Source organism: Pseudomonas sp. 9.1(2019) (genome assembly GCF_009910445.1).
GTDB lineage: Bacteria > Pseudomonadota > Gammaproteobacteria > Pseudomonadales > Pseudomonadaceae > Aquipseudomonas > Aquipseudomonas paraversuta.
In genome coordinates, this window is sequence record NZ_VBWF01000011.1 from 584,451 (window position 1) to 601,330 (window position 16,880).

General features: G+C 59.8%; 16 protein-coding genes. 7 read left to right on the plus strand and 9 right to left on the minus strand.

All coding sequences use genetic code 11. From position 1 onward, the window contains the following. Position 1: 1 nt before the first annotated feature. The 3 genes from FEZ21_RS21595 to FEZ21_RS21605 are packed head-to-tail and all read right to left on the minus strand — an operon-like array spanning position 2 to position 3,913. Entirely contained in the window at positions 2–202 is a 201-nt protein-coding gene (locus FEZ21_RS21595; protein ID WP_003440024.1) for a DUF1656 domain-containing protein, read from the minus strand. After that, the gene (locus tag FEZ21_RS21600; RefSeq protein WP_003440023.1) at positions 192–2,378 is read right to left on the minus strand and encodes an FUSC family protein; all 2,187 of its coding nucleotides are present in this window, start codon (positions 2,376–2,378) and stop codon (positions 192–194) included. The genes FEZ21_RS21595 and FEZ21_RS21600 overlap by 11 nt, the downstream gene beginning before the upstream one ends. Positions 2,379–2,401: 23 nt before the next feature. After that, positions 2,402–3,913 carry an efflux transporter outer membrane subunit gene (locus tag FEZ21_RS21605; RefSeq protein WP_003440021.1) on the minus strand — a complete coding sequence of 504 codons (1,512 nt, stop codon included), beginning with the start codon at positions 3,911–3,913 and terminating at the stop codon, positions 2,402–2,404. A gap of 213 nt (positions 3,914–4,126) precedes the next feature. Here FEZ21_RS21605 and FEZ21_RS21610 point away from each other — a divergent pair, with 213 nt between their 5' ends. Both FEZ21_RS21610 and FEZ21_RS21615 read left to right on the plus strand, forming a co-directional pair. Then, positions 4,127–5,059, plus strand: a complete 933-nt coding sequence (locus FEZ21_RS21610; RefSeq protein ID WP_003440018.1) for a LysR family transcriptional regulator — start codon at positions 4,127–4,129, stop codon at positions 5,057–5,059. Between the two features lie 84 nt (positions 5,060–5,143). Continuing rightward, on the plus strand, positions 5,144–6,133 hold the full coding sequence (locus FEZ21_RS21615; protein WP_003440015.1) for a D-glycerate dehydrogenase: 990 nt from the start codon (positions 5,144–5,146) through the stop codon (positions 6,131–6,133). Positions 6,134–6,253: 120 nt separating this feature from the next. Here FEZ21_RS21615 and FEZ21_RS21620 read toward each other — a convergent pair whose 3' ends face one another. After that, positions 6,254–7,150: a DMT family transporter gene (locus FEZ21_RS21620; protein ID WP_160628378.1), complete on the minus strand. Its 897-nt coding sequence runs from the start codon at positions 7,148–7,150 to the stop codon at positions 6,254–6,256. 134 nt (positions 7,151–7,284) lie between these two features. Here FEZ21_RS21620 and FEZ21_RS21625 point away from each other — a divergent pair, with 134 nt between their 5' ends. After that, positions 7,285–8,160: a helix-turn-helix domain-containing protein gene (locus tag FEZ21_RS21625; protein WP_003440011.1), complete on the plus strand. Its 876-nt coding sequence runs from the start codon at positions 7,285–7,287 to the stop codon at positions 8,158–8,160. A 297-nt stretch (positions 8,161–8,457) separates the two neighbouring features. Here the strand turns inward: FEZ21_RS21625 and FEZ21_RS21630 are convergent, their stop codons facing one another. From FEZ21_RS21630 to FEZ21_RS21640, 3 genes are all read right to left on the minus strand, one after another. After that, a complete protein-coding gene (locus FEZ21_RS21630; protein ID WP_160628380.1) occupies positions 8,458–10,884 on the minus strand; it encodes a TonB-dependent receptor in 2,427 nt (808 codons plus the stop codon). 156 nt (positions 10,885–11,040) lie between these two features. Continuing rightward, positions 11,041–12,033 carry a FecR family protein gene (locus FEZ21_RS21635; protein WP_160628382.1) on the minus strand — a complete coding sequence of 331 codons (993 nt, stop codon included), beginning with the start codon at positions 12,031–12,033 and terminating at the stop codon, positions 11,041–11,043. Next, positions 12,030–12,584, minus strand: a complete 555-nt coding sequence (locus FEZ21_RS21640) for an RNA polymerase sigma factor (RefSeq protein WP_160628384.1) — start codon at positions 12,582–12,584, stop codon at positions 12,030–12,032. The genes FEZ21_RS21635 and FEZ21_RS21640 overlap by 4 nt, the downstream gene beginning before the upstream one ends. A 438-nt stretch (positions 12,585–13,022) precedes the next feature. On the opposite strand from FEZ21_RS21640, the gene FEZ21_RS21645 reads away from it, so the two are divergent. Then, on the plus strand, positions 13,023–13,451 hold the full coding sequence (locus FEZ21_RS21645; protein WP_003439990.1) for an HPF/RaiA family ribosome-associated protein: 429 nt from the start codon (positions 13,023–13,025) through the stop codon (positions 13,449–13,451). A gap of 115 nt (positions 13,452–13,566) precedes the next feature. On the opposite strand, the gene FEZ21_RS21650 is transcribed toward FEZ21_RS21645, so the two are convergent. Then, a complete protein-coding gene (locus FEZ21_RS21650; protein WP_003439989.1) occupies positions 13,567–14,067 on the minus strand; it encodes a phosphate-starvation-inducible protein PsiE in 501 nt (166 codons plus the stop codon). A 255-nt stretch (positions 14,068–14,322) separates the two neighbouring features. Between FEZ21_RS21650 and FEZ21_RS21655 the strand changes: the two genes are divergently transcribed. The 3 genes from FEZ21_RS21655 (at position 14,323) to FEZ21_RS21665 (ending at position 15,683) form a co-directional block, all read left to right on the plus strand. Next, the gene (locus FEZ21_RS21655) at positions 14,323–14,580 is read left to right on the plus strand and encodes a YebG family protein (RefSeq protein WP_003439988.1); all 258 of its coding nucleotides are present in this window, start codon (positions 14,323–14,325) and stop codon (positions 14,578–14,580) included. Positions 14,581–14,658: 78 nt separating this feature from the next. Further along, positions 14,659–15,234 (plus strand): NAD(P)H-dependent oxidoreductase, encoded by a 576-nt coding sequence (locus tag FEZ21_RS21660; RefSeq protein ID WP_160628440.1) that lies wholly within the window; start codon positions 14,659–14,661, stop codon positions 15,232–15,234. Positions 15,235–15,272: 38 nt separating this feature from the next. After that, positions 15,273–15,683, plus strand: a complete 411-nt coding sequence (locus tag FEZ21_RS21665) for a MerR family transcriptional regulator (RefSeq protein WP_127196051.1) — start codon at positions 15,273–15,275, stop codon at positions 15,681–15,683. A gap of 45 nt (positions 15,684–15,728) precedes the next feature. Here FEZ21_RS21665 and FEZ21_RS21670 read toward each other — a convergent pair whose 3' ends face one another. Beyond that, positions 15,729–16,769: a Glu/Leu/Phe/Val dehydrogenase dimerization domain-containing protein gene (locus tag FEZ21_RS21670; RefSeq protein WP_003439985.1), complete on the minus strand. Its 1,041-nt coding sequence runs from the start codon at positions 16,767–16,769 to the stop codon at positions 15,729–15,731. Positions 16,770–16,880 lie beyond the last annotated feature (111 nt).

Below are 16,880 nucleotides of genomic sequence, written 5' to 3' on the forward strand. Positions count from 1 at the left end.
CTCAACGGTAAACAGTGAGCGCCATGGCGCCAAAAAGACAAGCAAACAGGCTCAGGCGCAGCAGCGCCGGGTGCCAGAAGAAGCGGTACAGGTCGTAACCGGAAATCAGTCGGTCAAACCCCCATGCCAACCCCGCCGCGATAAAAAACATCAGGGTCATACTGGGCATGTAGACGCCGTGGAAGGCGATTTCACGAGGCATGTTCAGTTCCTTGCGGCCGGGCGTAGGCCGCCAGCGGCGATTGCGGATCAAGCAGAGAGGTACGGATAAAGTGCAGGTAGCTCTGCACCCGGACCAGCGCCGAGGTATCAAAGTTACGGGCGAAAGGTTCATCGGTGGCCTGAACCCGGCCGATGGCGTGATCAACCGCAATCAGTGCACGTTCAAGGTTGCTGTTACTGGGCGCGATGAACAGACGCACCAGCGCCCGGCCCATCACCCGGATGGCCTGCCGCCATGGCTGAGACTCGGCGTAGGCCGGATGCACAGGCAGAATTGCCTGCTCCTTGCGCAACTCGATGATCGCGTGGCCGACTTCCAGCACCACAAACATCCAGCGCAACAATTGGCGCTGCACCTTGGGCTGACCGGCAGCCAGACCATAGGCCTGGTGCATCAGGTCGCGGGTACGGCTTTCCAGGCTGGAACCCAGGCCGCGCAACTTGCCGCTGATGGCGTACACCACCTGCTCGCGCAGGTCCTGCTCCAGACGGCTCCATAACCAGCGGCTGTTGGGCGGCAGAATGATCGCCCCCGCTGCCGCGCAGACCAGCATGCCCAGCACCATCGCGATGTAGTCATTGATGAACTGGTACGGGTTGTAGATCGTCAGGTTGTCCGGAACCGAGCCGGTACTGAAAAAGATCAGCAAGCCCAGGCCTACCCCGGCGTATTTGGCCCGCGAGGTGAGGAACGAGCCAAATATGATCACCGGCGCCAGTACCAGGCACAACAGCGGGAAACCGTCGATGCGGGGCAGTACGAAGAACATTTCGACAAAGCCCACCAACGCACCGATAAAGGTGCCGCAGGCCATCTGGAACGCCATGCGTTTGGGGTTGGGGGTGGCTGCGGACAACCCCACGGTAGCAGCGGCAATCAGGGTCATGGTGGCGCCGCTGGGCCAGGCCGTCATCACCCAGTAGGTGCCGAGCACCACCAGAATGAACGCTGCCCGAATCCCCGAGGCGGCCGCCGACCACCAGTTGGTTTGCGAGATGAAGGGTTGGTCCCAACGCTCCCGCTCGTGGGTGTGATCAACCAGCGAGGCGTGGGTCTGTGCGTAGTTGTGCAGGTCGTCAACAAAGCGGAACAACAGTTCATAGGCCGTGTTGAAGTCCAGGAAATCCGAAGGGCCCGGATCGGTTTCAAGGAAGCTCACCCGCAGTGCACGCACATGCCCCGGCAGGCCGGCCTTGAATGTCTCCAGCTGCTCGGCCAGCAGCACCGCGTCCTTGTCCGTCAACGAGCGCCCGGCGTAGGTCTCGAGCAACTGCGCGAGCAATTCCAGTTCCGGTTCGATGGCCGATACCACCTGCACCACACCGCGGCTACGAAGACGCGCAAGCAATTGGTGCAGAGCATTGAAGCGGGTGGTGATGGCCATGAACTCACTGTTCAAACGACTCAAACGGCCACTGCGACGACGCATGTGCGGGTCTTCAAACACCGTTACGCTGCGCATGCCTTCCAGGCCAACACTCTCGGCGATAAAACGCACGTTGCTGGCTTCATACTCCTCTTGCGAGGACTGCCCCCGCAGGCCTTCAGCCACAAAACCGGCGAAGACCCCAAAGCGTTTGTACAGCGCGTCATGCATGGCCGCGCCTGCGGTCTTGGGCAAGATCGCAGCACTGACCACCGTAGAACAGAGGATGCCCAGGGAGATTTCCAGCACTCGCCAGACCGCGGCCATAAAGGCGCCATCGGGATGGGCCAGTGCGGGCAGGCCGACCATCGCTGCGGTGTAACCGGCCAGGACAAAACCATAGGCCCGGAAGTTACGGCAACGGGCCGCACCGGCCGAGCAGATGCCGACCCAGATCGCCAGCGAGCCGAGGAACAAGACGGTGTTCTGAGCGAACAAAGCGATCAGCGCGACCATCACCGCCGAGCCGGTCAGGGTGCCCAAAAACCGGTAAAAACTTTTGGCGAACACCTGGCCACTTTGCGGTTGCATCACGATAAATACGGTGATCATCGCGGTGCGTGGCTGTGGCAGTTCAAGGCGCATGGCCAGCCACAGGGTCAAAAAGGCCGCGACCAATACTTTGAAAATGTGCACCCAGGTCACGCCATCGCTGCGCGCCCAGTCATAGAAGCCACGGCGCCATTCCAGGGAATACAGCCAGCGTACCGGGGCGGGCAAGTGGTTCATTTACAGGCTCTCGGGGTTGAGCATCAATGTACAAACGGAGCCATGACAGCTGGCGGTTTGTCGGGCACGTAACGATCTTGTTTCGGCACATCGCTGCCGGCACCAAGGCCGCCACCCAGCGCTGTCACCAACTCGGCATGGGCAACCAGGCGTGCGGCCTGGACCTGCTGCTGCACTTGCTGTTGACGGAACAGCAGGGTTTGCGCGTTGAGAACGTTGAGGTAGTCGGTAAGGCCGCGCTGATAGGCAAGCATGGCGATGTCATAGGTTTTTTGTGCTGCCGCAACCGACTCGGCGGCGAACACCTGCTGCTTGTCCATGGACTCGCGCTTGATCAACTGATCGGAAATGCCCTTGAGCGCAGTGACCAGGGTCTGGTTGTACTTGGCTGTGGCCATGTCATAACCGCTGGCAGCCACACCCAGTTGCGAGCGCAGGCGGCCGCCATCAAAGATCGGCAGCGAAATCGCCGGGCCGACGTTGTAGTTGAGTTTTTTCGCGCTCAGAAACTCCAGGGCGCCGCCACCGGTGGCCATGAAGCCAAGACTGGCCACCAGGTCGACGTTGGGATAGAAGTCGGCATGGGCCACGTCAATGCCACGGGCCTGGGCCGCCACTTCCCAGCGGCTGGCCACCACGTCCGGACGCTGGCCCAGCAGTTCGGCCGGCAGCCTGGAAGGCAGTTTGAGTGCAGTATTGAGCGCCAGCACCGGCCGCTTGAGACGAGCACCCTCCCCCGGGCCTTTGCCCGCCAGGGCGGCCAGCTGGTTGCGGGTGAGGGCGATTTCTTCTTCCCGGGCGTCGATCTGGCGATGGATTTCGGGCAGCGGGGCTTGCGCCTGGCTGACTTCGAAATGCGTGCCGATGCCGCCGTCCAGACGCTTTTGCGCCAGATCGAGGATCTGCTCTTGCTGATGCAGGGTCGACTCGATGATATCGAGCTGGGCAAAGTGCAGGGACAACTGGATATAGGCGCGAATCACGTTGTTCTGCAATTCAAGTTGCGCCTGGCGCGCTTCGGCGACGCTCATGTGCGCCATGTCCACGGCCTGTTCGGTGGTGTTGCTGTCGCGGCCCCACAGGTCGAGGGAAAAACTGAAGCCCAATGCCGCGTTGTTGTCCCAGGTGGTGGAATTGTCCAGCTCACCGGGGCCATAGAATTGGTCAGACGGCCAGTTGTGGCGTTTGAGCGTCGAGTCGCCATTGATCTGCAGCGACTGCGCCGACTCGGCGATCCCGGCCATGGCCCGGGCCTGACGCACACGGGCGGCAGCCATGGCCATGGTTGGACTACCCTGCACTGCAAGGCTGATCCAGGCATCCAGTTGCGGGTCGCCATAAGCGTGCCACCATTGAGCCTTGGGCCAGTTGGCGTCTTGCGCGGCGTTTTCAATGGCCTCGTCGGTGACCAGAGTATTAGCGGCGAGCATCGTGTCTTTTGGACCGATACCACCGAAGCTGATGCAGCCGTTTAATGCCAACGATAAAGCCAGAACACTGAGGGCTTTAAGCTCTCTGCTGATGCGACGTTGCACTGCTGCAAATACCTGAGGGAGAAAGGAGGGATAAAACTGAAGAACACAATTCTAGGCTCTGGCAGGTGCAGCGATAAGCTGGCATTAATGTGAATCTTTATTACCATTCTTGGGATAATCCGTTGGTCTTATGCAAACCTGCCAGTAAACGCTGAAACTTCGTGTCACAATTTGTCGCTGCTTGTTGTCGTTGCCCCTACTTGAGAGCACTCCATGGACACTTTGCAAAACATGCGCGCCTTCAGTTGCGTAGCCGAAGCCGGAAGTTTCACCGCCGCGGCTGCCATGCTGGATACCACCACGGCCAACGTCTCGCGCGCGGTCTCCAACCTTGAGGCCCACCTGCAAACCCGCCTGCTCAACCGCACCACCCGACGCATCGCCCTGACCGAAGCCGGCAAACGTTATTTGTTGCGCTGCGAGCAGATCCTGGCCTATGTCGAAGAAGCCGAAGCCGAGGCCAGTGACGCCCACTCGCGCCCGGCCGGCCAGCTCAAGGTGCACACCATGACCGGCATCGGTCAGCACTATGTGATCGACGCCATCGCCCGTTATCGCAAGACCCATCCTGATGTGACCTTCGACCTGACCCTGGCCAACCGCGTGCCGGACTTGCTCAACGAGGGCTACGACGTGTCCATCGTGCTCGCCAGCGAGCTGCCGGATTCCGGGTTTGTTTCGCAACGTCTGGGCATCACCTACAGCATCGTCTGCGCCTCCCCCGGCTACGTGAAAACCAATGGCACCGCGGACAAGCCCGGCGACCTGCTCAACCACGCCTGCCTGCGCCTGGTAAGCCCGGTGATCGCGCTGGATAAATGGGTATTCGAAGGGCCGGAAGGTCAGGAGATGGTCTTGATCAACTCCTCGCCGTTTCTGGTCAACTCGGCCGATGCGATGAAAACCGCCATTACCAGCGGCATGGGCGTCGGTATTTTGCCGGTGTATGCGGCCATCGAAGGTCTGCGCAACGGCACCCTGGTGCGCATGCTGCCCAAGTACCGTTCCCAGGAGCTGAACCTGTACGCCATCTACCCCTCGCGCCAGTACCTGGATGCGAAGATCAAAACCTGGGTGGAGTACATGCGCGGGTCGTTGCCGGAGATTCTGGCAGCCCATCAGACTGAGCTGGCGACCTATAGCTGACAGTTGAAACCTTCAGGTATTGGCGGATGAACGGCGGGAATGTTAGCGTGCTTACATTCCCGACAGCCGATGAGTCTTGTTCAGATGAGCCTTTCCAGCACCAAGAAAACCGTACTTGCCTTCAGCCGTGTCACCCCCCGGATGGTCGAGCGCCTGCAACAGGATTTCAACGTCATCGTGCCCGATCCCAAGCTGGGCGATCTCAATGCCCAGTTCGATGAAGCCCTGCCCCACGCCCACGGTTTGATCGGCGTGGGCCGCAAGCTGGGGCGCAAGCAACTGGAGAACGCCAGGCAACTGGAAGTGGTCTCCAGCGTATCGGTGGGCTACGACAACTACGATGTCGACTACTTCAACGAACGCGGGATCATGCTGACCAACACCCCGGACGTGCTCACCGAAAGCACCGCTGACCTGGGTTTCACCCTGATCATGAGCAGCGCCCGCCGGGTGGCGGAACTGGATGCATGGACCAAGGCCGGGCAATGGCAGGCCAGCGTACCGCCTGCGTTGTTTGGCAGCGACGTACATGGCAAGACCCTGGGCATTGTGGGTATGGGCAATATCGGCGCGGCCATCGCCCGTCGTGGTCGCCTGGGGTTCAACATGCCCATCCTCTACAGCGGCAACAGCCGCAAGACTGCCGTTGAGCAAGAGCTGGGGGCGCAGTTCCGCAGCCTGGACCAGTTGCTGGCCGAAGCCGATTTCGTGTGCCTGGTGGTACCGCTGAGCGAAAAAACCAGACACCTGATCAGCCGGCGCGAGCTGGGGCTGATGAAGAAAAGCGCGATTCTGGTGAATATCTCCCGTGGTCCGGTGGTGGATGAACCGGCGCTGATCGAAGCCCTGCAAAACGGTACGATTCGCGGCGCGGGACTGGATGTGTATGAGAAAGAGCCGCTGGCAGAGTCACCGTTGTTTGCGTTGAAAAACGCCGTGACCTTGCCGCACATCGGCTCGGCGACCCATGAAACCCGGGAAGCCATGGCCAATCGTGCTCTGGACAACCTGCGCAGTGCCCTGCTGGGCGAACGCCCGCAGGATCTGGTGAACCCGCAGGTCTTTAAAGGCTGATACGGCACTGATCTGATCCTGATCTGATCCTGATCTGATCCTGTAGGAGCGAGCTTGCTCGCGAGCTTTTGGAACAGCTCGCGAGCAAGCTCGCTCCTACAGGGGGGCGGTGTTCGGGGTTCAGGCCAGCTTTGCGGCCATAGGTACCACCCGGGGTTTGCGAAACACCAGCACATTGCCCAGCATCACCAGTACCAGACCGGCCAGTGCCGGTGCTGTCCACTGATAGCCCTCGGCAAACGCCGACACATTGAGTGCCACCAGCGGAAACAATACCGTGCAGTACGCTGCCCGCTCCGGGCCCATGCGCCCGACCAGGGTCAGGTAGGCGGTGAAACCTATCACCGAACCCGGGATCACCAGGTACAACAACGAGCCGATGTAACGGGCGTTCCATTCCATGGTGAACGCAATGCCGCTGAAGGCGCAGTACAGCGCCAGCATGCCGGCGCCATAGAGCATGCCCCAGGCGTTAGTGGTCAGCGGTTTGAGCCCGGCTTTTTGCTGCAGGCTCGACAGCATGTTGCCCGCCGAAAAACACAGGGTGCCGATCAATGCCAGCCCCAGCCCCAGCAGGATCTGCGGGGTCGCGGTATGCCCGCTCAACTCCGGCCAGAACAGCAGCCCCAACCCGAACAACCCCAGTGCACCTCCGGCGATTACGTTGCGGGCGATTTTCTGCTTGAAGAAGATCCGCGCGTTCAGCGCGTTCCACAGCGTGGCGGTGGAAAACACCACGGCGATCAAGCCTGTGGTCAGCCACTGACTGGCGGTCAAAAAGCACATGAAGTTGACGCAGAACAGACACAGGCCCTGCGCCAGGCAAATCAGATGCCCGCGCCGGTTCATGGTTTGCAGCCGACGCGTCAGCAACAACACCGCGAACAGCACCAGTGCCGCCAGGCCAAAGCGATAGACGATGGACACCGGTATGGCCACCACCCCCAATTGCAGTTTGAGGGCGATCCAGGTCGTGCCCCAGATCAACACGGTCAACAAGTACAGGGATAGGTTCATGGCAAGCTCCTGGAGATGGCTTGCAGTCTGCGATGCAATGCCGGGGCGCACTTGCAGATTCTTGCGCTTTTGTGGCCCCGGGGCTGGCAGCGCTGATGCGACGGAGTAGGATGCGAAGGGTTGGAGTAATCACCATGTCTGCATTCGATACCCTGCAAGTTTTTCAATCCATGAGCCGCTCGCCCAATGCCCGTCTGGAGCACAGTGCCGAGCTCGGTGACGGTATGGCCGCAGCCTTGTGGACCAACCATCACGATGCCCGCGACTATCAGGCGCCGACTCACCACACCCTGTCGTGCTACATCTCGGGCGGCACCGGGACCTTTCGCCGGGAGCAGCCGGGGGCAACGGGTGCGCCGGGCAAACTCTGCGTGCTGCCTGCCGATCATCAGTCGGCCTGGGTGATCAATGGCGCCATTCGCCTGGCCCATGTGTATGTCAGCCAGGAGCAATTCGCCCTGGGTTGCGTGACATTGCTCGACCGCGAACCTCGCGAGCTGCAACTGCGCGAAATCACCTTTTTCGATGACGAACAACAAACCCGGCGCTTTCATCAGTTGATCCAGCTGAACTGGAGCGAACCCGGCGAACGCCTGCTCACCAGCAGCCTGGCCAGCGAGTTGCTCGATCATGCGTTGCTCAGTCAGGTGGGGATGCGCAGCGGGCTGCAACTCAAGGGCGGGCTGGCGGCGTATCAACGGCGCCAGTTGGTGGACATGATTGAGCAGCAGCTGGCCGAGCCGTTGAACATTGGCCAACTGGCCGCGCACTGCGCATTGTCGCCTTACCACTTTGCCCGCATGTTTCGCCAGAGTTTCGGCGTGCCGCCTCACCAGTATCTGCTGGCGCGCCGCCTGGCTCGCGCCCGGGATTTGCTGCGCAACAGCGCGATGGGGCTGGGTGACATTGCACTGGCCTGCGGCTTTGCCAGCGCCAGCCACTTCGCCAACCGGTTCAAACAGACCCTGGGGGGGACGCCGGGGGAGTATCGGGCGGCGTTCAGGCCTTGAAAGCCACAACATCAACCAAATTAACCTGTAGGAGCGAGCTTGCCTCGCGAGCTGTGGGCTATCTGCGAGATTGCTGAAGAGCTCGCGAGACAAGCTCGCTCCTACAGGGGGCGGGGCTGCCTGCGAGATTGCTGAAGAGCTCGCGAGGCAAGCTCGCTCCTACAGGGGGCGGGGCTGCCTGCGAGATTGCTGAAGAGCTCGCGAGGCAAGCTCGTTCCTACAGGGGGGCGGGGCTGCCTGCGAGATTGCTGAAGAGCTCGCGAGGCAAGCTCGCTCCTGCAGGGGGGCGGGGGCGGGTCAGAACTCCAGGGTGGTGGATACGCTCACTTGCCGCGCATCGCCCATGGAGACAAACATCCGGCTCGCCGCCGAGGTGTAGTAAACCCGGTCGAAGAGGTTTTTGACGTTGAGCTGCACTTTGAGCTTTTGCCCTTCGAGCTGGGTATCGTAGGTGGCAAAGGCATCGGCCACGGTGTAGGACGGCAGGTCGAAATCGTTCAGGGCGTCGCCTGCACGCTCACCCACATAGCGCGCTCCGGCACCGACCCGCAATTTGTCGCCGCCAACAATGTTGCCAAAGTCATAGACCGCCGATAGCGAGCCGCTGTTTTTAGCCACGTTCTGCAAGCGCATGCCCTGGTAGGTGGCGTCCTTGGTGACTTCGGCATCGGTGTAGGCATAGCTGCCGATCAGGCTCCACTGTTCGCTCAACTGACCGCTGACATCCAGTTCCAGGCCGCGGGAGCTGACCTGGCCTGCCGTCGAGTACAACGTGTCATCACCCACGGTGGTGGATACCAGAACGTTGCGCTTTTTGATGTCGAACAGCGCCGCGCTGGCGGTGATGCGCCCCGGAATATCCAGTTTGGCCCCCAGTTCCCAGGACTTGGCCTGCTCCGGGGCGATGGCCGAATCCAGGACCACGCCGCCGGTCAGGGGAGCGATGCTGGAGTTGGGCTTGAACGATTCGGTGTAGCTGCCGTAGAACGACAATTCATCGCTGTATTGATAGACCAGACCCGCCCGCGGTATCCATTTGACGCCGTTGGTATCGGTGTTGGCCTTGAACGGGATGCCCTTGCCCGCGAGCTGGTCGTACTTCTGGAAACGGCCGCCTGCCACCAGAATCCATTTATCGGTCAGGTGGATGGAGTCCTGGGCGAACAATGAATCGCTGCGCAGCAAGTCGGTCTGGTTGCTGTCACTGGCGCTGACCGTGGTGCCCGCCACTTCGCGACCATATACCGGGTCGAGATAGCTGAACGGGTATTGGCTGTTCTGCCGAATCAGATCCGCACGATAGATTTTGCGGTACTCGTCATCCACCCCGAACACCAGATCATGCTGCATGCCCGCAACCTGAACCTTGCCTTGCAGGCTGACAGTGGTGAAGCGGTCGGTGGTGATGGCGCCCCGGGTGCCATCCATTTTGCGGGTCAGGGTACCGCTGGCCGGGTCGACGGCCGTCACCCGGACCTGGCTGGCGTCGTAGGTTTCGCGGTTCCAGCTGTAGCCGAAATGGGCTTTCCAGTCGTCATTGAGGTCGTGATCGACTTCAAGGCGATACAGGTCCGAGCGCCCCTGCATGTTGTTGAAGGGTTCGTCGAGGCGGCGCGTGGCCGGGATATCCAGCGGATGATTGGTGGCCGGGTTGATCGCCGTGCCCCGGTCAAAGGGGGTCAGAAACTCGCGATGTTCGTAGGCCAGCAGCACCTGGGTGTTGTCGCCATACCAGGCCAGCGAAGGGGCGATCAGGGTCTCGCGGTGCAGGCCAAAGTTGCGCCAGTAATCTTCATCTTCGTGATCGATGATCATCCGGTAGGCCAGCCCGGAATCCCCCAGCGGTCCGGTGCTGTCCAGTGTCCCGCCACTGCCGTTTTTGCCGGCACCATAGCTGGAGCCTTTTACCGTCAGTGCGTTGTACTGCTGCAGTTGCGGCTTTTTGCTGACCACGTTGACCACCCCGCCCGGGTCCTGGATTCCGTAGAGCAAGGACGCCGGCCCCTTGAGCACTTCGACCCGCTCGGTGGCGGCATTCAGCGCCCGGCCCTGCACCAGCGGCATGCCATCGCGCATGATCGAGCCGTCGCGGTTGTCGCCAAAGCCACGTTTCATTACCGAGTCCTGGGTCCCGCCCAGCGTGTTGCCCTGGGTGATGCCGCTGATATTGTTCAGCGCGTCATCCAGATTGCGCGGCACCTGGTCGCGAATGACCTGGGCGGCGACCACGTTGATGGTCTGCGGAATCTCCATCGACGTGCCCGTGCCACGCATCACCGAGGTGCTGGCCGGGGGCTGATAGCTGGTGTCACTGACGGCCTGGGAGGTGATGCTGGTGGCCCCCAGGTTCAGGGCGCCGGCCTCGGGTCGGGGTTCGAGGGCAAAGGTGCTGGCATCGGTGCGCCGTGCATTCAAGCCCGACTGCGCGAGCAACTGCTGCAACGCCTGCTCGGCACCCATGCGCCCTTCGACCGCCGGGGCTTGCAGGCCGAAGGGTGCTTCGTCGGTGTAGACCACACTGAGGCCGGTCAGCCGGCTGAAGTCGCTGAGGGCCCGGGGCAACGGCTCGGCCGGCAGATTGAAATCAAACAGAGCACCGGTTTGCTGCACAGTGGCACCGGCTGCCATGGCCACAGACAAAGGCGTTAACACCAGACCGGCCATCAAAGCCGAAACGCTCAACCACTGTTTAACCGAACCGCCTGCCGCTGACGTGGACTTCATGCTCATGACCTGTGTGCCAACCTGATACGGAATGCGAATTTTTCGCATTTTCAAGCACTACACGGATGGCCCCGGGGTTTACCTCACCCCTTGATTGAAAAAAATCCTGTGGGAGCTGGCTTGCCAGCTCCCACGATCAATCAACATGTATGAAACTCAACGCAGCACAATCACCCGACCGAACAAGGTGTGCTGTTCAAACCCGAGCACACCTTGCAGGGAGGCAAGCACTGCTTGCGGGTCCTGAGTGGGGAAGCTGGCGCTGATGCGGCGTGTGCCCAACTGGCTATTGAGCAACAGGATTTGCCCGGGGTAGTAGCGCCTCAGATCGGCCACCACATCGGCCAGCGGCGTCTTGTAGTAGCTCAGCGAGCCGTTGCGCCACGCCAGTCGGGCCTGACTGTCGACCTGTTGCACCGCATCGCTCACAGCACCGTCGGCATAGGCCACTTGCTGGTCAGCCGCAAGAATCTGCTGTGGCGCGTGCTCGCCCGCCTTGACCCCGACCCGGCCGGATAACACGGTAACTTGCACCCCGGCAGGCTGCAGCCGTACTTCAAACTCAGTGCCCAGTACCCGCGCTTCGCCACCACTGGCATCCACCACAAAGGGTTCGCCAGTATGGGTAACGTGGAAAAACGCAACCCCGCGCCGCAACTCCACATGCCGCTCACCAGCGCTGAAATTCACCGCAATGGCACTGTCGGCATCCAGGGTGACCCATGACTGATCGGCCAGGGTCACGGTGCGTACCTGCCCCGGCGCGCTGACGTAATCGGCGCCAAGATTATCGAGCCAGCGTATCGGCTGCCAGCCCGCGAACACCCCGACCGTCAACAACAGGCACGCAGCAACCGCCAGCCCACTGGACCAGTGCTTGATTCTGCTGCGCCGGGAAACCTTGATCGCCGACAAGTAACCTTGCAACACCTGCGCCTCTTCGGCCGCCAAAGTACTGCCCGCCACTTCGCTCAGCTCCCATATCACTTGCGCCCGGGAGTACGCCTCGGCGTGGGCGGGATCGGCCAGCAGCCAACGGCTGAAGGTGGCCTGATCACCGCTGTCGGGCTGATCGTGCAACACACTGAGCCACGCCAGCGCGGTGCGCTCCTGTTCGGCAGTGACCGCAATATCCGGACGATTGATCACGGCGCGGTCCCTGCTGGCGGCTCACGCAAACTGGCCTTGCAGGCCTCCAGGGCACGCATCATGTGTTTTTCGACGGCACTTTGAGACAGTCCCATGACCCTGGCGATATCGGCATAGGTACGACCGTGAATCCGGTTGAGCAAAAATATATGCCGGGTGCGCTCGGGCAGGCTGCGCAAGGCGGCCTCGACCTGGCGCAAGTCATTGCCCGCCTCCAGTGCTGCCTGGGGCTCGCAGCTGCGGGCGTCCGACTCGGGCTGCCAGTGCTGATTGATCCGCCCGCGAGCCCCTTCGCTGCGCAGATGGTCGATGGCGATATTTCCGGCGCTGCGCAGTAAATAAGTGCTGAGTTCTTCGACCTGCACCAGGGGCCGGCGCCAGAACCGCAGGAACAAGTCCTGAACCAGATCGGCCGCCGTAGCCCGGCATCCGACACGGCGGCTCACCAGGGCTTCCATTTGTAACCGCTGAGATAAAAACACCTGCAGAAAATGCGCTCGTCCATGACGCGTGTCACTGCCGGGGCCTTCATTGAGTTCGGGAGAGGTCATGGGTGGGGGATCGGTATACAGGTCGAAAAGGAAAGCGATACTAATGATAAACATTATCAGATGCAAAAATAGATGACGGCCTGCAGCTACGGGTGTCGATTGAACCCGGAACCTGAGCCAGCCCCCGCAGGAGCGAGCTTTTCGCCATGATTGCAGACCGTTCGCGAGCAAGCTCGCTCCTGCAGCCTGATGCTGTTCTACATAATCTGAGCCGGCGAGCCGTCGTCGCATTTTGATATAAATCGACCATAGCCTGCACACGCGGGCTTGTCCGTCTCATCAAAGACTGACGCCGGTCATGGCTGGCGAGACTTGCGGAAAATAGTGCTTGAAATATTTGTTCATCGGCCCAAACACTGTAACTGAGCGATGACGAGGAACCTTTGAATACACGAGGCCGTCAGACCTCACACGAGCACGCTATATAAGGGAAGAATTATGCAAACTGAAGTCTTTTCCGATAAGAACATCGCCGTTGACGTACGTACCCAGAACTGGGTAACAGCGACAGTTGAAGTTACGCTCGAACGTCATTTGGAAGACCTGACTCGAGTCATCGTGCATGTCAGCGATGAAAACGGTGGCAAGTCAGGTACTAAAGACAAACGTTGCAAAATGGAGGCACGACCTAAAGGACACCAGCCATTTCTCGTTTCCCACGACGCTGATTCCCTGACAGAAGCGGTAGAAGGTGCCGCGACAAAACTGGAGCACAAGCTGGAGCACCTTTTCGGCAAGCTGCGTGGCAAACACACCCCTAAACTGGCCGTTGAAGGCTTTGAAGAAAAAGAGCCAAAACAGACTGCTGATGATTTGCTTGAAGAAGAGTTTTTGGAGAAAGAAAAAGAACTCGATAAAATCAGCTGATTCAGCGCCCAGAGCGTACTAAAAAGGGCGGGCTTACTTCGGTAAGCCCGCCCTTTTTTATGCTTTGAAGAAACTGCCGAGACGCAAATCTGCAGGAGACAAATTTACACAGCGTCTACAACTCGCCCTTCTCCACTTCCGGGTGTTCACCTGAACCTGCGCCGGTCTTGCGCCGGGGGTTCTCTATTTTCACCGACGGGAACTGCGACGATGCATAGCGCACCACCAGAATCGCCAGCGCCAGCAACAAGATCGCTCCGGTCAGGTACACCACGCCCATGTCCGGCGGGTTGTGATGGGAGACGTTGGAGATCAGCAAGCGGGTCAAGGCCGTAATCGCCACGTAAATCAGGAAACGTACCGGCATGTGGTTGGTCTTGAAATAAATTCCGACCATGGCGCCCAGTTCGAGGTAGATGAACAGCAGCAGAATGTCATCGATGGAGATATTGCCCTTCTCCACCATCTGCAAAAACTCCATCACCGCCGCCCAGGCAGTGACTGCGCCAATGGCAAACAACGCCATATAGTGGAAGGTCTCGACGAACAGATTGCCCATCGATTCGGCCAGTTCATGAACCTGGCGACGTAGCTTTTCAGCTTTGTTAACTCTCACGATGCAGCTCCTTGAATCGACTCGAACGGATCATCCGCATGTACATGGCCCTTTCTGCATGCAGAAATAAGGCCAGGCATCCCCAGTGAGATGGTGGCGGCCGGCTATTAGACACCTCGGATGCCCGCTGCGCACACCAATTGCGGCTAGAGTAAAAAAGCCGCTATTCAAATCCCGGGGATTGGCTTATTCTTTTCGCTGTATATAAATACAGTAATCGCTAGATAATTTACGTGAAGGCATATGAGGTGGTAAATGGCCGTCGAAGTGGTATACCGCAGCAGCCGAGATCTGGAGCGTTTGTTCATGGATAAAGCCGAAGCTGACCGTCATGACAAAATGCTGGAACTTGCAGAGTTGCTGGCTGAAGTATTGCAAAAAGCCGTGCCGTCGCTGAGCGAGCAGCAGGTCGAAGAAGCCGGCATTTACATGGCGAAAAACCGCGATGTGTTTGCCAAGGCCTTCAAGAGCCAGCCGGACGCCCTGTCCGAGTTGCTGGTCGAAAGCGAGTAACAGCACCGAGCCCTCGCTTGACTCTCCCCCTGGGGGCAGACCCTATCCTGAAAGGCCGTCTTTCAGGTTGGTGTAATGATGAGCAAGCGAGTACTGGTAATTCTGGGACATCCCTCTACCGACAGCTTTTGTGCAGCCCTGGCCGACCGCTATGTCGAAACGGCCATTGGCGCCGGTCAGGATGTCCGCGTGTTGCATCTCGCAGCCCTGTGTTTCGATCCGGTGCTGCACGAGGGTTATAAACAGATCCAGCCGCTGGAGCCGGACTTGCTCAAGGCCCAGGCTGACATCACCTGGGCGGAGCATCTGGTACTGGTGTTTCCGGTCTGGTGGGGCGGGGTTCCGGCTTTGCTCAAAGGCTTTCTCGAGCGCATCCTGCTACCCGGCTTCGCCTTTAGCTACCGCAAGGGCAAAGCTTTTCCAGAGAAACTGTTGTCAGGACGCAGCGCCTGTCTGCTGGTGACCATGGACACCCCGCCCTGGTATTACAAATGGGTGTACTGCATGCCGGCATTGCATCAAATGCGCAGGACCACTCTGGCCTTTTGTGGCATAAAACCCCTCGTGACCCTGACATTCGGCCCGATTCTGGATTCAACCGCCAGGCAGCGGGACATTTGGCTCGGGCAAATCCGCAAACTCGCTGCCAGGTAAGGCTCCAATATGCGGGCGGCCATTAAAAAGGACTTTTCATGTACATCGGCAAAGCCGCCCAACGATCGGGCACCACCATCAAAAGCATTCGTCACTATGAAGACATCGGCCTGTTGCCGCCGCCGCAGCGCCGTGGCAACTATCGCGTCTACAGCGAGCAGAGTGTGGAGCGGCTGATGTTCATAAAATGCGCCCAGCAACTGGGCTTCAAACTGAAGGAAATGCTGGCGATTCTTGATGAGCACCACGGGCAGGCACTGCCATGGGATGTGGTGCGAAACGCCATCACCGACAAAAAACAGTCAGTGCTGGATCAGATCCAGGCCCTGCACAACCAGCATGCCGGGCTGGTCGCGTTCGAGACCCGTTTTTTGGCCGCTGATCAATCCTGTCAGGCAAGCAACCTGCTGGAGCAGCCGGTGGATGCTCGATTGCTGGCAATGGCCTGAAGGTCTGACTGTTCGGCTTAATCAGTTTCCTGGGCAAGCCTGCGCCTACGATGAGGTCGCAGTGCTTTTGGGGTACAACAACCGCTGCGCCAGCTCATCGGAAACCCGTGCCGGTGAACGCTTCTCGGCCTGGGCGTGGGCGTAGATGCCCGTCAGGCGCTGGCTGATACGCAACAACTGCTGGTTAATGGCCTCGGGGGTCGCGCCTTCATGGGTCAGCGCCATGTAAATCAGACCGCCCGAATTGATCACATAGTCAGGCGCATACAATATCCCCCGACGTTCGAGCTGATCGGCAACTTGCAGGTTGGTCAGCTGGTTGTTCGCACAGCCGGCCACTGCCGAGCAACGCAGTTGCGCCACGCTGTGCCAGTTCAGCACGCCGCCCAGACCGCAGGGTGCAAGAATGTCACAGGGGGTGCTGAGCAAGGCTTCACAGGCAACCGGATGGGCGCCAAGCTGATCCATGGCCAGGCGAACTTTACCGGGATCGGTATCGCACACCAGCAACTCGGCACCCGCCGCATGCAGTTGCTCGGCCAGGGCGTAACCGACCTTGCCCAGCCCCTGCACGGCAACCCGCAATCCTTCCAGGTTGTCACTGCCCAGACGCGACGACGCAGTGCTGCGAATACCGGCAAACACCCCCATCGCCGTATGCGGTGACGGGTCGCCTGCCGCAGTGGTACTGGTTACGTGGCGGGTGCTCTGGGCAATGCAATCCATATCGGCGGTAGAGGTGCCGCTGTCGATCGCGGTGATATAGCGTCCATCGAGTTGCTCGACACAGCGACCGAATGCTTCAAACAGCGCCGCGCGACTTTCGACATGGGCCGCCCGCATGACGACTGCCTTGGCGCCGCCCACCGCCAAACCGGCCAGCGCCGCTTTATAGCTCATGTCCTGGGCCAGGCGGATGGCATCGTTGACTGCACTTTCATCGTTGGGATACGCCAGATAACGGCAGCCACCCAGGGCGGGGCCCAGACGACTGCTATGAATGGCAATCACTGCCTTGAGCCCGGTGACAGGATCGACACTGAGGTGCAACGACTCCACATGAGCACTTTGCATGAGAGCAAACATTAACCAGCCCTCGAACGATAAAAGGTAAACGCCAGTATAGGTGGCGCCAGAAAAATCGTTGAAGTGCGCAGGAATAAGTCTGAGCTGTTTTCAGGGTTTCAGACATAACCT

Excerpts from the sequence above, each read along its gene's own strand:
- FEZ21_RS21595 (WP_003440024.1), bottom strand. The coding sequence starts at position 202 with ATGCCTCGTGAAATCGCCTTCCACGGCGTCTACATGCCCAGTATGACC.
- FEZ21_RS21600 (WP_003440023.1), bottom strand. The coding sequence starts at position 2,378 with ATGAACCACTTGCCCGCCCCGGTACGCTGGCTGTATTCCCTGGAATGG.
- FEZ21_RS21610 (WP_003440018.1), top strand. The coding sequence starts at position 4,127 with ATGGACACTTTGCAAAACATGCGCGCCTTCAGTTGCGTAGCCGAAGCC.
- FEZ21_RS21615 (WP_003440015.1), top strand. The coding sequence starts at position 5,144 with ATGAGCCTTTCCAGCACCAAGAAAACCGTACTTGCCTTCAGCCGTGTC.
- FEZ21_RS21620 (WP_160628378.1), bottom strand. The coding sequence starts at position 7,150 with ATGAACCTATCCCTGTACTTGTTGACCGTGTTGATCTGGGGCACGACC.
- FEZ21_RS21625 (WP_003440011.1), top strand. The coding sequence starts at position 7,285 with ATGTCTGCATTCGATACCCTGCAAGTTTTTCAATCCATGAGCCGCTCG.
- FEZ21_RS21630 (WP_160628380.1), bottom strand. The coding sequence starts at position 10,884 with ATGAAGTCCACGTCAGCGGCAGGCGGTTCGGTTAAACAGTGGTTGAGC.
- FEZ21_RS21640 (WP_160628384.1), bottom strand. The coding sequence starts at position 12,584 with ATGACCTCTCCCGAACTCAATGAAGGCCCCGGCAGTGACACGCGTCAT.
- FEZ21_RS21645 (WP_003439990.1), top strand. The coding sequence starts at position 13,023 with ATGCAAACTGAAGTCTTTTCCGATAAGAACATCGCCGTTGACGTACGT.
- FEZ21_RS21655 (WP_003439988.1), top strand. The coding sequence starts at position 14,323 with ATGGCCGTCGAAGTGGTATACCGCAGCAGCCGAGATCTGGAGCGTTTG.
- FEZ21_RS21660 (WP_160628440.1), top strand. The coding sequence starts at position 14,659 with ATGAGCAAGCGAGTACTGGTAATTCTGGGACATCCCTCTACCGACAGC.
- FEZ21_RS21665 (WP_127196051.1), top strand. The coding sequence starts at position 15,273 with ATGTACATCGGCAAAGCCGCCCAACGATCGGGCACCACCATCAAAAGC.
- FEZ21_RS21670 (WP_003439985.1), bottom strand. The coding sequence starts at position 16,769 with ATGTTTGCTCTCATGCAAAGTGCTCATGTGGAGTCGTTGCACCTCAGT.